Below are 13,555 nucleotides of genomic sequence, written 5' to 3'. Positions count from 1 at the left end.
GGAGCACGACCATGCGACAGCTGACACCGTCCCTCTGGCAGACCGAGACCCTCAGCCCGTTCCCGGGACTCACCACCAGCGCCTACCTGTGGACCTCCCCCGAGGGCAACGTGCTGTTCTACAACACGACGTTCCCGGCCGAGTTCGACCACATGGCCGAACTCGGCGGCGTGGCGCACCAGTACCTCAGCCATCGCGACGAGGTGGCGTCCTCCCTGGCCACCGTGCGCGAGCGGTTCGGCGCGCGGCTGCACATCCACAAGGCCGACGCCGACGAGGTCACCCAGACCACCGTCGACGACCCCTTCGACACCCGCCACACCGCCGTCGCGGGGCTGGAGGTGATCCCGACCCCCGGCCACACCCCCGGCAGCGCCTGCTACCTCGCCACCATCGACGGCAGGACCCACCTGTTCACCGGCGACACCCTCTTCCGCCGCGCCGACGGCCGCTGGATGGCGGGCTACATCGAGGGCCACAGCGACCGCGAACCCCTGCTGGCCACCCTCGACCTGCTGGCCACCCTCACCCCCGACGTGGTGGTCTCGAGCGCGTTCATGGGCGACACCGGCGTCACCACCCTCGGCGACCGTCCGTGGGCCGACTGCGTCGCGGAGGCCCGCACCGCCCTGCTGGCGTCGGCGTAGGGGCGGTCCAGCGGCCGGAGCGGTCACCCACGCCCGCTCCACGAGCCGGCGCGCGGACACGTCCGCGGTTCGCCCCGCCGTCCTGGACGAGCCCGGGTCGCCCGTGGACCCGGCGGTGCCGTAATCGGTGGACGACGGGCGAGCGGGGCAGCATGCTCAGGGGATGACCTCGCTCGCGCCCGATGAATTCCGCTCCGAGACGATCTATCTGAACACGGCCTCGCACGGGCTGCCGCCCCGGCGGTCGCTGGCGGCGGTCGCGGAGGTGACCGAACGCTGGGCGGCCGGGCGCGGTGCGCCGATGAGCAGTGATCACCTGGTGCCGGAGTTCCGCGCGGCCTGTGCGCGGCTGCTGGCTGGGGCGCATGCCGATCACCTCGCGATCGGCGGCGGGGCGGCCACGCTGATCGGACCGGTCGCGGCCGCGCTCGCGCCCGGCGCGGAGGTGCTGGTGGCGAAAGGGGAATTCGCCTCGGTCACCATGCCTTTCGTGCATCGGGGTGATCTGGTGGTGCGAGCGGTGCCGCTGGAGAAGCTGGCGGCGGAGGTGCGGCCGGGGACCGACCTGGTGGCGGTGAGCGTGGTGCAGTCCGCGGACGGGCGGGTCACCGATCTCGCGCCGTTGCGCGCCGCGACCGAGGCGGCCGGGGCGCGCCTGCTGGTGGACGCCACGCAGGCAGCCGGGTGGTTGCCGTTGCGGTTCGCCGACGCCGACTACTGGGTGTGCGCGACGTTCAAGTGGTTGCTCGGCGCGCGGAGCGTGGCGTTCTTCGCCGCGGCGCCCGAGGCGGCCGCCGCGCTGCGCCCGCTCGCGCCGAGCTGGTACGCGGCGCGCGATCCGTGGGCGGAACTCTACGACCCGATCGCCCTGCCCGACACCGCCCGCCGCTTCGACGCGACGCCGGACTGGCTCGGCGTGGTCGCCGCGCACGCGGCCCTCGAACTGCTCGAGGAGCTGGGCATCGACCGCGTGCACGCGCACAACCTCCGCCTGGCAAACCAGTTCCGCACCGGACTCCGCGACCTCGGATTCGACCCTGTCCCAGGCGATTCCGCGATCGTCGCGGTCCCGGGCGCCGGTGATCTCGCGCCCCGGCTGGACGCGGCGGGCGTGGTCGCGTCGGCGCGGGCAGGCGGGCTGCGGTTCGCGTTCCACCTGCACAACGACGACGCCGACGTGGACCGGGCATTGAACGCACTGGCGGGCTGAGCTGGGCGGCGGTCACGTCGGCCGCCGCTATTCCGCCGCCTCCCGCCCCGGCCTCGTCGCCGGGGCCGTGATCAGGGGGAGGTCGAGGGCGGTGCGGATGCCGGGCGGGGCCGCTACGACGGCGGGGACCGCGTTGACGACGCGCATGGCGGTGGCGAGCAGGGTGGCGAAGTTGTGGTCGCCGCGCGGGCTGGAGGTGACGAGATCCAGTGCGTAGCAGGGGTCTCCGGTGATCTGGACGCGGTAGCAGCCCTCCGGGTGGGCGGGCTGGGGCCAGTCGGGGCGCAGATCCGGACGCAACCGCGTGACGTGCTCGAGCACGGTGACCACCCGGTCCCCGACCATGCCGCGCACCTCGAAACGCAGTGCGGCGGCGGTGCCTTCGGCGATGTGCCCGGTGGCGATGTCGAACGCGTCGGGGGCGGGCACCCGCTCGTAGGTCTCGGTGACGGCGTCGAGGGTGACGCCGATGCCCGCGGCCAGCTGGCGCACCACGCTGCCCCACGCCAGCGACAACACGCCGGGCTGCAACAGCATCGGCGTCTCGTCCATGGGCTGCCCGAAGCCCATGATGTCGAACATCACGGCGCGGTTGTCGTAGCTGGCGTAGTCGACGATCTCCACGCAGCGCAGCTCATCGATGCGCAGGCAGGTGCCCGCCAGCGCGAGCGGCAGCAGGTCGTTGGCGAAGCCCGGGTCGATGCCGTTGACCCACAGCGACGCGTTGCCCCGCGCCGCCGCCTCCTCGACCGGTTTCAGCAGGTCGTCGGGCAGCACGCCGTACGGGTATTGGAAGAACACCGGCGCGCACGCCACCACGTTGATACCCGCGGCGAGGAACCGGCGCAGGTCCTCGAGCGCCTCCACGAGGCGGTTGTCGGTCATCGAGCAGTAGACGACGCAGTCGGGACGCGACGCGATCAGCGCCTCGGCGTCGGTGGTGGCGGCGACGCCGACGGTCTCGTCGAGCCCCGCGAGGGTGCCCGCGTCCACGCCGTTCTTGGCGGGCCCGGACACCCACACGCCGGCCAGTTCCAGGTCGGGGTTGGCGAGGATGCCCGCCAGAGCGTGGCGGCCGACATTGCCGGTGCCCCATTGCACTACGCGAAAAGTCATGTCACAGGTCCGGTATCGGGAGGTCGAGGTTGGGAGAGATGAGCCCGCCGTCGGGTTCGAGCACTTTGCCCGTGAGATACCCGCCGGCCGGGGAGACGAGATAGAGCGCCGCGGCGGCGATGTCCTCGGGCGCACCGAGCGTGTGCAGCGGCGTCTTCGCCTCCAGTTCGCCGCGCATCGCGTCGTTCGCGGCGACGATCTCCAGCGCCGAGGTGCGGATGGAGCCCGGCGCGATCGCGTTGACGCGGATACGGGGATTGAGATCGAGCGCGGCCAGGCGGGTGTAGTGCGCCAGCGCCGCTTTCGCGGTGCCGTACGCGGCGAACGCGCGACCGGGCAGCCTGCCCATGGTGGAGGTGATATTGAGGACCGATCCCCCGCCCGCGGTGGCCAGGATGTGCGGCACCGCCGCGCGCACCAGGGCGTGCGCGTTGACCACGTTGAAGGTGAACGCTTCACTCAGCATCTCCGGCGTGGTGTCCAGCAGCGGGCAGGGCAGCGCGCCGCCGACATTGTTGACCACGATGTCGAGGCGGCCGAACCGTTCCACCGCCGCGCCGGCCAGCGCGGCCGCGGCGGCCGGATCGCGCAGGTCGGCGGGTACCACGTGTGCGTGGCGGCCGGTGGTGGCGACCTGCTCGGCCACGTCCTTCAGTTCGCTCTCGGTGCGGGACGCGATGAGCACGTCGGCGCCCGCCTCGGCGAAGGCGACGGCGATCGCCCGCCCGAGCCCGCGCCCGGCGCCGGTGACCACCGCGACCTGCCCGTCGATCCGGAATCTGTCCAGGATCATGTGCGCTCCGATCCGCGCCGGGGTGCGGCGCGCGTCGCTCTCGGCGCGGTGCCGACCCGGATCACTGTCGAATATTCGACACCGCTTGTTCTATATTCGACATCGTAGGGTCCAGAAGCACACCGGCACAAGGGGTCGCCATGCCTGATATCGCGTCCGCGCGCTCACCGTCGCCGCCGACGCGGCGGGTAGTCGAGATCGTCGGGCTGCTCGCCGCGCGTCCCGGACCGAGGACGGTGGCGGGGATCGCCGAACAGCTCGGCATCGCCCGCGCGACGGCCACGGCGGTGCTCGCCGAGCTCGAAGCGGCGGGCTGGGTGGTGCGGGTGCCCGAGCGCGGCTATCGCCTCGGTCCCGGGTTTCTCGCGCTGACCTCCGCCCCGCTGCCCGGCGCGGTGGGCGACGTGCTCACCGCGCTCGCCGAGCGCACCGGGTGCGGCGCCACGCTCAGCCGCATCGAATCCGAGCACCTCACCGTGCTCGACGTGCGGCAGGGCCCGGACCGCGCGATTCCGGGAATCCCCGTGGGACATCGCATTCCGTTGCGTTTCCCGGCCGGGGCGGCGGTGATGCCGTGGCGCGCCGCCGCCGAGCAGAACGCCTGGCTGGCGACCGCCGCGGCCGCGGACCTGCGCACGGCGAGCGCGTTGCTGACGCTGGTCCGCCGTCGCGGGGTCGCGCTGTTCCGCCCGACCTCCGACGACGCCGGCCTGGTCGCCCTGCTCGCGGATCTGCTGTCAGCGGCGGGAACCGAACTGCTGCAACCGAATCTGCGCGCGCGGGCGCTGCGCCAGCTGGCCGCGCTCACCGCCCGCCCGTTCACCGCCGCCGAACTCGACGCCGACGCCGACCTCCCGCTCAGCTACCTCGCCGCCCCGGTCTTCGACGCCGACGGCGCCGCCGCCTACGAGGTCCAGCTCGGCCCCCTGCGCCCCACCACCACCCGCGCCGAACGCGACGGTTTCGTGAGGGCGACGCTCGACGCGGCGCGCGCGCTGACGGAGACGTTGACCGCGCGGGACGGGTGAAGGAGAGCCCGACGCAGGGGCCGCGATGGATCTGCCCCGGCCCGAGCGGAGGACCTCGCCTGTCTGGGGCGAACACGCCGGCTCAGCGCGTTAGGCGCACCGCCCGGATGTCCGCGGCGTCGATTCCCGTGGCGGGCGACCGCGCGCCGGGAAGCGCTCGGGGTCGGGTACACGCGGCAGTCAGCCGCCCAGCGGCTCGTACAAGATGATCGACCACACCGCGCCGGAGTCCACCACCACGCGACGTTCGTGCGGACCGGTCACCGGATCACCGACGCGAATTCCCGCCGCTCGCAATCGATCCAGGATCTCGTCCAGACCGGACACCTTCACCGACAGTGCGGCACCGTCGTTCTCACGGTCGGTGCCTGCGACCATGATGCGGGCCGGGCCCACGTCGAACTGGGCCCAGCGATCATCGTCGACGAATGTCGGTGGCGCGCCGAGCACCGCCTCGAGCAAGCCCACGGTCGCGAGCAGGTTCTCCGCGGGCAGGATCGTGCCCACGCGCTCGATGCTCATCACACCCCCAGTGCCCGGCGCAGCACCGAGAACAGCCCCGCCACCGCCTCTTTCGCGTCCGGCAGGTGGTCGGCCATACTGACGAAGCCGTGGAACTGCCCCGCGCACCGCACGATCTCGGTGTCGACCCCCGCGGCACGCAACCGCGCACCGTAGGCCTCGCCTTCATCGCGCAGCGGATCGCATTCGGCGGTCAGGATGTACGCGGGCGGTAGGCCCGAAAGGTCCTCCGCCAGTACGGGTGCCGCGTACGGGTCGGCGGTCGCACCACCGGGGCCCAGATATTGCTCCCAGTACCAACGTAAGTGGGCCGCCGTGGTGAAGTGGTCGTCGGCGTATTCCCGATACGAGTCCGTGTCGCACGACGGATCGAGCATCGGATAGATCAGCGCCTGAGACGCGAGCGTCGGGCCGCCCCGATCGCGCGCCATGAGCGCCGTCACCGCCGCGAGATTCCCGCCGGAACTGTCGCCCGCCACCGCGATCCGCGCCGGGTCACCCCCGATCTCGGCGGCGTGTGCGGCGACCCACCGCACCACCGCGTAGGCGTCCTCGGCGGCTGCCGGAAACCGGTCCTCGGGCGCCTGCCGGTAGTCCACCGACACCACGACGGTCCCGACACCGTTCGCCAGCGTCCGGCACAGCCGATCGTGACTGTCCAAGCCGCACAACGTGAATCCCCCACCGTGCAGGAACACCACGACCGGCAGATCACCTTCGCGCGACTCACGCTGCCCACCGTCATCCCCCACCGGCCAGTACACCCGCACGCGGACCTCCGACCCACCCGGCAGCCCTGGCACCGTCCGATCCACCACGGCCCCCACCTCGATAGGCTCCAGCACCGGGCTGGGCCGGGCAGCCAGCATCCTCCGCGCCTCGGCCGCGTCGAACACCTCGGTGCCCAGTTTCGGGAACGCCGCCGAGGCCAGGTCCACGATCACCCGCGCTTCCGGTTTCAACACGTCACCACCTCCCGAGAGCGAATTCCATTACCGGGCCGCTCATCTCACACCTCGCTCGGCGCGGCATGCCGTCCCGCCGACACGGCTGATCCGTTCGACTGCGCGCGGAAGTGCGGGATCACCGTCTCACCCCAGTGCCGGATCGTCTCCAGGCACACCTCCTGCGGCACGGTGCCCATCTGGATCAGGCACAGGATCTCGTCCGCACCCGCCTCCCGCAGCCGCTCCACGTAGGCGATGGCGTCCTCGGGGCGCCCGTAGGCGTGTTCGACGTTGAACACCGAGGTCGCGCCCGGCTTCACCGGGATCTTCGCCTCGTGCAGGTACGCCACGTGCTCCTCGGCGGCCTGCTGGATCGCCGCGACCTCGTCCACCGACCGGTCCACCGCCTCGTCCGGCACCGGGCCCGCGCCGTACCAGTGCTTGATCGACTGGGCGAAGAACCGCTGCCCGCGTGCGCCGATCTGCTGCGCCCGCTCCCGATCCTCCAGCACCACGGTCGGGCACAAGGCCGCGAAATGGTCGTTGACCACGGTAGAGACAAATTTCTCCCCCGTGCGCGCGGCGATCGCGCGATCGTAGGTGCGGCGCAGCTCGGCGATCTCCTCCACGCCGGCGAAACCCAGCACCAGCGCGCCGATGCCGTAGTCCGCGGCCAGCTGCAGGGTCTCCTTCTTGGTGCACGCCATGAACAGCGGCGGGTGCGGCAGCTGGACGGGGCGCGGCAGCAGTGGATTCGGGTCGATGTCGAGAAGCTCACCGTGCCACTCGAATTCGCCCTCCGGGTCCTGCCACGCGCGGCCGATGATGCGCAGCGCCTCCTCCACCTCCTGGTAGGTGCGCTCCGGATCGACCCCGCACATGGACGTCTCCTGCGGTGTCGCGCCACGGCCCGCGCCCAGGTTCACCCGCCCGTTGGAGAGCACGTCCAGCATGGCGGCGCGCTCGGCCGCCCGCACCGGGTGGTTGAAGTTGAACGGCATGCACACCACGCCGTGACCGAGTCTGATCCGCTCGGTGCGCGCGGCGACCCAGGTCAGGAAGATCTCCGGCGCGCTCATATGCGCGTACCACTTGAGCCCGTGGTGCTCGACCGCCCACACGGTGTCGAAACCCATCTCCTCGGCGAGCACGGCCTGCGCCACGCAGTCGCGCAGCACCTGCCGCTCGTGCGCCGCCGACGGATCGGTCATCTGCGCCTCGAAGATCATCGAGAACTTCATGCGTTCCTCCACATCTGACTATGCCTAGTAGAAATATTTCCGATGCTGAGGTGGAGGTCAGGACCATGTCTCGCTGGATGGGACTGCGCCGGGGCGGACCGGACCCGCGGCCATAGCGTCGAGTCGAACCCCAGAGAAAGGAAGGTCCGCGGTGAGTCGACTCGAAGGCAAGGTCGCGCTGGTCACCGGAGGCGCGCGCGGCATGGGCGCGGCCCATGTGCGCCGCTTCGCCGCCGAAGGCGCGCGGGTGGTGTTCGGCGATGTGCTCGACGAGGAGGGCGAGAAGCTGGCCGCCGACCTCGGCGATAACGTCCGGTTCGTCCACCACGACGTGACCAGCGAATCCGGTTGGGACACCGCGGTGTCCACCGCGCGGGCGGAGTTCGGCAAGCTCGACATCCTGGTGAACAACGCGGGCATCCTGAAGTTCAGCAGCATCGCCGAGATGACGCCGACCGAGTTCACCACCATCCTCTCGGTCAACGTGACCGGCGCGTGGCTGGGCATCAAGGCGGCCGCGCCGGCGATCATCGCGGCGGGCGGCGGCGCGATCGTGAACGTCTCCTCGGTGGAGGGCTTCATCGGGGCGGCCGGCCTGTCCGCCTACAGCGCGAGCAAGTTCGCGGTGCGCGGGCTCACGAAATCGGCCGCGCGCGAACTCGGCCCCCGGGGTGTGCGCGTGAATTCCGTGCATCCAGGCGGGATTTCGACGCCGATGACGGCGCGGGTCGCCTCGGAGGTCGGGGGTGACGCGTTCTTCTCCACGCTGCCGATCCCGCGCTGGGGCCGGCCCGAGGAGGTCACCGAGGCGGTGCTGTTCCTCGCCTCCGACGGCGCGAGCTATTGCAGCGGCGCCGAGGTCGTCGTGGACGGCGGCATGCTGACCGGCGCCGGATACTGAGCGGGAGTGCGGATGTCGCAGCAGCAGGACCGCGCGGCGGTCTACGACGTGGTGGTCGTCGGCTCGGGCGCGGCGGGGATGACCGCCGCGCTCACCGCCGCCTATCGCGGCCTCTCGGTGGTGCTGATCGAGAAGAGCCGGTCGTTCGGCGGGTCGACGGCGCGTTCCGGCGGCGGGGTGTGGATTCCCAATAACCCCGTGCTGGTGCGCGAAGGCGTGCCCGACAGCGCGGAACTGGCCCGCACCTACCTGAAAGCGGTGGTCGGAGACCGCGTTCCGCACGCGAAACAGGACGCGTTCCTCACGCACGGGCCACGCATGATGACCTACCTGTGCGCGCGGACGCCCCACCTCGAATTCGTCTACGACCGTGGGTATTCCGACTACCATCCGGAACGTCCGGGCGGTCTCGCGCAGGGACGCAGCATCGAACCGGCGGTCATCGACGGACGGCTCCTCGGCGCGGATCTCGCGCTGATCAACCGGCCCACCATGTCGGGCCCGAAGGGAATCGCGTTCACCGTCAGCGACTTCCACGACCTGAACATGATCGCCCGCACCTGGCGCGGCAAACGGACGGCGCTGAAGGTCGGCGCGCGGGCGGTGCTGGACCGGGTGCGCGGCAGGCAGCCGCTGAGCCTGGGCAAGGCCCTCGTCGCGCGGCTGTGGCTGGCGCTGCGCGACGCCGGGGTGCCGGTGTGGTTGAACACGCCGCTCACGGAACTGCTCACCGAAGGCGACGCGGTGGTCGGCGTGCGCGCCGAACGCGACGGCGTGCCGATCACGCTGCGCGCCCGGCGCGGAGTCGTGCTGGCGGCGGGCGGGTTCGAGCACAACCTCGCCTTGCGCGAGCGCTTCTTCACCGGGCCGGTGAGCACCGAGTGGACCGTCGGCGCCACCGAGAACGTGGGCGAGGGCATTCTCGCGGGCGAAAACGTGGGCGCGGCACTGGATCTCATGGACGACGCCTGGTGGGGTCCTTCCGTGCGCAATCCGGACGGACCGCCGTTCTTCTGCCTGGCCGAACGGTCCCAGCCGGGCGGCCTCATGGTCAACGCGGCCGGGGAACGGTTCACCAACGAGTCCGCCAGCTACGTCGACGTGGTGCACACCATGTACGAGCGGCACGCCACCGGTGTCGGGCACGTGCCCGCGCACTTCCTCATGGATCAGCGGTTCCGCGACCGTTACCTGTTCCTGGGAACCTTTCCGCGCCAGCCGATTCCGCAGAAGTACTTCGATGCCGGGATCATCAAGAAGGCCGGCACGCTCGCCGAACTGGCCGGGCTGATCGGCGTGCCCGCCGCGACGCTGACCGCGACGGTGGAGCGCTTCAACGGCTTCGCCCGCGCGGGCCGCGACGAGGATTACGGCCGCGGCGAATCCGCCTACGACCGCTACTACGGCGATCCGACGGTGCGCCCGAATCCGTGCCTCGCGCCGCTGGAGAAGCCGCCCTACTACGCCGTGGAGATGGTGCCGGGCGATCTCGGCACCAAGGGCGGACTGGTCACCGACGAGCACTCCCGCGTGCTGCGCGCCGACGGCGCGCCGATCGCGGGACTGTATGCGGCGGGCAATAATTCGGCCGCCGTGATGGGCAACAGCTACGCGGGCGCGGGCGCCACCATCGGCCCCGCCATGGTGTTCGGCTACATCGCCGCCACCCACCTGGCCGCGCACGCGGCCCGGGCACCCGAGGACAGGAGCGGAACATGGGCAGGGTGAGCGACCGGACGGTCCTGATCACCGGTGGCGCGCGCGGGATGGGTGCGGCGTTCGCGCGGCGGCTCGTCGAGGAGGGCGCGTCGGTGGTGATCGCCGATGTGCTGGCCGAGGAGGGCGCGGCCGTGGCCGCCGAACTCGGGGAACGGGCGCGGTTCGAACCCCTCGACGTCACCGACGAGGCGGCGTGGCAGGCGGTGGTCGAACGGGCCGAGAGCGCCTTCGGGCCCGTCTCGGGCCTGGTGAACAACGCGGGCATCGTGCACGTCGATCCGATCGAGAAACTGTCGGAAGCCGACTACCGCAAGGTGATCGACGTCAACCAGGTCGGGGTGTTCCTCGGGATGAAGGCGGTGCTGCCGTCCATGCGCCGGGCGGGTGGCGGGTCCATCGTGAACATCTCCTCCATCGGCGGGATCATCGCGTTCAGCGGGATTCTCGGGTACGTGGCGTCCAAGTGGGCGGTGCGCGGGATGACCAAGGCGGCCGCGCAGGAGTTCGGGGCCGACGGGGTGCGGGTCAACTCGGTGCATCCGGGGGTGGTGGCGACCGATATGACGGCCACCTCCGAGCGGTCGCAGGGGATGGTGCACGATCAGCCGCTCCCCCGCGCCGCGACCGCGCGCGAACTCGCCGATCTGGTCCTGTTCCTGATCTCCGCCGAGTCGGGGTATTGCACCGGCGCGGAATTCGTCGCCGACGGCGGCTACACCACCCGATGAACCGAGGACATCCGTGAAGAACTTCCAGGACAAAGTCGCCGTCATCACCGGCGCGGGCGCGGGAATCGGGCGGGCACTGGCTCTCGAATTGGCCGGTGTCGGTGCGCATCTTGCGCTCTCGGGTCGCAATCTCGAGAACGTGGCCGAGACCGCCGCGCTGTGTGAGAAGGCCGGTGCGCGGGCGCGGGCGTATCAGCTCGACGTGACCGATCGTGCCGCCGTCTATGCGCACGCCGACGAGGTGCGGGCCGACTTCGGACCGGCGAATCTGCTGGTCAATAACGCCGGGGTGTCGCTCACCGCCACCGTCGAGGAACTCAGCTGGGAGGACTTCGAATGGATCGTGAACATCAACTTCTGGGGTGTCATGCACGGCACGAAAGCCTTTCTGCCGCAGGTGATCGCCTCCGGTGACGGGCATATCGCCAACGTGTCCAGCATGTTCGGTCTCGCCGCGTGCCCGAGCCAAGGCGCCTACAACGCCACGAAATTCGGCATCCGCGGCTTCACCGACGCGCTGCGCCAAGAGATGCGCATCGCGGGCCACCCGGTCGGCGTGAGCAGCGTGCACCCCGGCATGGTACGCACCGGCATCGCCTGGAAGGCCCGCGCGGGCGGCGACCGCGACCGCGACGCGCTGGCCGCGAATTTCGACCGCCTGGCCCGCACCACCCCCGAAGCCGCCGCCAAGACCATCCTGCGCGGCATCCGCCGCGACAAGGCCAAAATCCTCGTCGGCGCCGACGCCCGCGTCATCGACCTCCTCCCCCGCCTCCTCGGCTCCGGCTACCAGCACGTCATCACCGCCCAGATGCGCAGAGAGGTGAGCTGAAGCCCTGGTAGCGTCGGCGGAAGCAGGCTCGAGCCCGTGGCGTACGCGTGGCCGCACGGGCAGTCGATCCTCCAGTTCGGCCCGCGGGGCTGCTGCCGTGCTCACCGAGCCGGGGGTAGGTGGTGCCGTGATTTCCGGCCCGGCACTGTCGTCGGTCGCCCCTCCGCCGAGCCCCTACCGAGCTGCCGAGTTCGACGGGCCTGCGCCGCCCGAGCTGATTCCCACAGCCCGAGCAGGCCCGTGCCGCACCCCTCGCGTGGCACGGACCTACCCGATTCGACGTCCTCGCGCGAGGACATGCCGGGCGCCTCGAACAGTTCGCGCACTTCGACATTCGCGTCGAGCGCGGCGTTGCGGCGCGTGGGTAGTGAGCCGCGAGTCGCCGCCAGGCACGCAGAAGTCGTCATCCAGGCCGACCTCGCCCGAGCCTCGAAGTGGTTCCGGGGCAGTGGGCCGATGCCGCAGGCATCGGGTGTTCACACCGTGTCCGGGGTGCGGAGGCGGTCGGCCAGCAGGGCCGTGCCCGGTCCGGACAGGTGAGGTAGGGCGGCGGGGCGGCCGGTGAGCAGTAGAAGCAAAGGCGTTATGGGGCCGGTGATTTCGAGTCCCTTGCCCACCGACCAATCGGTGTCGGTGGCGCGCAGGCGCAGGCCCTTCAGGCGGTGTTCGGCCCAGAAGGGCCAGCCCATCGTCCAGACCCGGGTGGCGGCGGTGGCGGCGGCGCGGGCGGGGAGCTCGATCGTGCGGCCGAGCGGGATCGCGATGTCCTGGCCGTGCACCATCACGTCGAAGAAGATATTGCGATAGTTGGTCACCGCGGGCAGAGTGCGCGAGGACGCCGTGGCGCGGATCTCGGCGGCCAGGTCGCGGCCCGGCTCGTCGGCGTAGCGGACCGCCACGTCGTGGTTGAGGCGGTGAAAACGCCCACGGGCGCGCCAGCCTTCGCGCACCATGTCGGCCAGGCCCGGCGGCTGCGGCGCGAGCGCCAGGTGCGCCGCCACATCCCGCACGCGCCAGCCCGCGCACAGGGAGGGCACGTCCCATTCGGCGGGCGTGAGCTCGTCCAGCAGGTCCGCGATGACGAGGCGCTGCCATGCGACGACCCGCCACTGCCCGGCACGGTCCATCGTTCGCCTCCCGACGTAGAATAGGTCAGCTTCACTGACAAATATAGTCAGAGAAACTGACGAATACAAGGAGTGTGCGTGCCCGATTCGGCCGAGCCCAACGTGGGACTGCTGCTGTTCATCCCGTACCGCGCCATGGAGCAGCGCGTGTTCGACGCGCTCGCCGAGGCGGGGTACGACGACATCACCGTCGCGCAGGCCCGCCTCGTGCAGCGCCTCGCCCCCGACGGCACCCGCCTCACCGACCTCGCCGACCAGGCGCAGGTCACCAAGCAGACCGCCGGATTCCTGGTCGACCAGCTGGAACGCACCGGCTACGTGGAACGGGTCCCCGACCCCGCCGACGGCCGCGCCCGCCGCATCCGCCTCACCGCCCGAGGCGCGGCCGCGACCGACCTCGCCAACCGCACGGTCGCCGAGGTCGAAGCGGAATGGACCGCCCACCTCGGCACCCGCACCATGGGTCAGCTACGCCGCGCCCTCACCACCTTGCGCACCCACACCGACCCGTACCTGTAGACCGCCCGCGCCGCGCGGCGGCCCCTCGCACGACGGACTCGAGCGCCCGACACCGCGAAGGACCCAGCTGCCGCCCAGCTTGCCGCTCACCCACCGCCACGCCCAACCAGCCACACCTGCACCGCCCACCCGACCACCTTGCTGCCCACCCAGTCACCACAGCGCCCACCCGCCAGCACTATGCCGCCCACTCGGCCACCACGCCGCCCACCTGGCCGTTCTGCC

The 13,555-nt window shown here is 71.3% G+C and carries 14 protein-coding genes; 8 read left to right on the top strand and 6 right to left on the bottom strand.

All coding sequences use genetic code 11. The annotated features are described in order from the left end of the window. Nucleotides 1-11: 11 nt before the first annotated feature. Together DFR74_RS06340 and DFR74_RS06335 are read left to right on the top strand one after the other, a co-directional pair. Entirely contained in the window at nucleotides 12-647 is a 636-nt protein-coding gene (locus DFR74_RS06340) for an MBL fold metallo-hydrolase (RefSeq protein WP_067502452.1), read from the top strand. Between the two features lie 163 nt (nucleotides 648-810). Beyond that, nucleotides 811-1,857, top strand: a complete 1,047-nt coding sequence (locus DFR74_RS06335) for an aminotransferase class V-fold PLP-dependent enzyme (RefSeq protein WP_067502455.1) — start codon at nucleotides 811-813, stop codon at nucleotides 1,855-1,857. A 27-nt stretch (nucleotides 1,858-1,884) separates the two neighbouring features. Here DFR74_RS06335 and DFR74_RS06330 read toward each other — a convergent pair whose 3' ends face one another. Both DFR74_RS06330 and DFR74_RS06325 read right to left on the bottom strand, forming a co-directional pair. Next, nucleotides 1,885-2,973 carry an NAD(P)H-dependent amine dehydrogenase family protein gene (locus tag DFR74_RS06330; protein ID WP_067502458.1) on the bottom strand — a complete coding sequence of 363 codons (1,089 nt, stop codon included), beginning with the start codon at nucleotides 2,971-2,973 and terminating at the stop codon, nucleotides 1,885-1,887. Between the two features lies 1 nt (nucleotide 2,974). Next, nucleotides 2,975-3,766, bottom strand: a complete 792-nt coding sequence (locus DFR74_RS06325; RefSeq protein ID WP_067502460.1) for an SDR family oxidoreductase — start codon at nucleotides 3,764-3,766, stop codon at nucleotides 2,975-2,977. A 140-nt stretch (nucleotides 3,767-3,906) separates the two neighbouring features. On the opposite strand from DFR74_RS06325, the gene DFR74_RS06320 reads away from it, so the two are divergent. Then, nucleotides 3,907-4,794, top strand: coding sequence for a MarR family transcriptional regulator (locus DFR74_RS06320; RefSeq protein WP_084537257.1), 888 nt, complete (start codon nucleotides 3,907-3,909; stop codon nucleotides 4,792-4,794). 180 nt (nucleotides 4,795-4,974) lie between these two features. Here the strand turns inward: DFR74_RS06320 and DFR74_RS06315 are convergent, their stop codons facing one another. Genes DFR74_RS06315 through DFR74_RS06305 form a run of 3 tightly spaced genes read right to left on the bottom strand, consistent with a single transcriptional unit; the run spans nucleotide 4,975 to nucleotide 7,504 of the window. Then, nucleotides 4,975-5,316: a VOC family protein gene (locus DFR74_RS06315; RefSeq protein WP_067502464.1), complete on the bottom strand. Its 342-nt coding sequence runs from the start codon at nucleotides 5,314-5,316 to the stop codon at nucleotides 4,975-4,977. Further along, nucleotides 5,316-6,281, bottom strand: coding sequence for an alpha/beta hydrolase (locus DFR74_RS06310; RefSeq protein ID WP_067502466.1), 966 nt, complete (start codon nucleotides 6,279-6,281; stop codon nucleotides 5,316-5,318). Before DFR74_RS06310 ends, DFR74_RS06315 begins: the two co-directional genes overlap by 1 nt. Nucleotides 6,282-6,325: 44 nt before the next feature. Further along, nucleotides 6,326-7,504: an LLM class flavin-dependent oxidoreductase gene (locus DFR74_RS06305; protein ID WP_067502608.1), complete on the bottom strand. Its 1,179-nt coding sequence runs from the start codon at nucleotides 7,502-7,504 to the stop codon at nucleotides 6,326-6,328. A gap of 151 nt (nucleotides 7,505-7,655) precedes the next feature. Here DFR74_RS06305 and DFR74_RS06300 point away from each other — a divergent pair, with 151 nt between their 5' ends. From DFR74_RS06300 to DFR74_RS06285, 4 genes are read left to right on the top strand one after another with little or no spacing between them, the layout of a single operon-like run. Then, the gene (locus tag DFR74_RS06300) at nucleotides 7,656-8,405 is read left to right on the top strand and encodes a glucose 1-dehydrogenase (RefSeq protein ID WP_067502470.1); all 750 of its coding nucleotides are present in this window, start codon (nucleotides 7,656-7,658) and stop codon (nucleotides 8,403-8,405) included. Between the two features lie 12 nt (nucleotides 8,406-8,417). Further along, nucleotides 8,418-10,133, top strand: coding sequence for a 3-oxosteroid 1-dehydrogenase (gene kstD, locus DFR74_RS06295; RefSeq protein WP_067502473.1), 1,716 nt, complete (start codon nucleotides 8,418-8,420; stop codon nucleotides 10,131-10,133). Next, entirely contained in the window at nucleotides 10,121-10,852 is a 732-nt protein-coding gene (locus tag DFR74_RS06290) for a glucose 1-dehydrogenase (RefSeq protein WP_067502482.1), read from the top strand. Before kstD ends, DFR74_RS06290 begins: the two co-directional genes overlap by 13 nt. Nucleotides 10,853-10,865: 13 nt before the next feature. Then, nucleotides 10,866-11,684 (top strand): SDR family NAD(P)-dependent oxidoreductase, encoded by an 819-nt coding sequence (locus DFR74_RS06285; RefSeq protein ID WP_067502496.1) that lies wholly within the window; start codon nucleotides 10,866-10,868, stop codon nucleotides 11,682-11,684. A gap of 476 nt (nucleotides 11,685-12,160) precedes the next feature. On the opposite strand, the gene DFR74_RS06280 is transcribed toward DFR74_RS06285, so the two are convergent. Next, nucleotides 12,161-12,811, bottom strand: a complete 651-nt coding sequence (locus tag DFR74_RS06280; protein ID WP_067502498.1) for a maleylpyruvate isomerase family mycothiol-dependent enzyme — start codon at nucleotides 12,809-12,811, stop codon at nucleotides 12,161-12,163. Nucleotides 12,812-12,889: 78 nt separating this feature from the next. Here DFR74_RS06280 and DFR74_RS06275 point away from each other — a divergent pair, with 78 nt between their 5' ends. Further along, on the top strand, nucleotides 12,890-13,330 hold the full coding sequence (locus DFR74_RS06275) for a MarR family winged helix-turn-helix transcriptional regulator (protein WP_113974988.1): 441 nt from the start codon (nucleotides 12,890-12,892) through the stop codon (nucleotides 13,328-13,330). The last annotated feature ends 225 nt before the right edge of the window (nucleotides 13,331-13,555 follow it).

Origin of the sequence: Nocardia puris, assembly GCF_003315035.1 — a bacterium.
In the GTDB taxonomy this organism is placed as follows: Bacteria; Actinomycetota; Actinomycetes; order Mycobacteriales; family Mycobacteriaceae; genus Nocardia; species Nocardia puris.
Note: the sequence above shows the minus strand (reverse complement) of the source record. Positions and strands in the feature narration are given on the sequence as shown.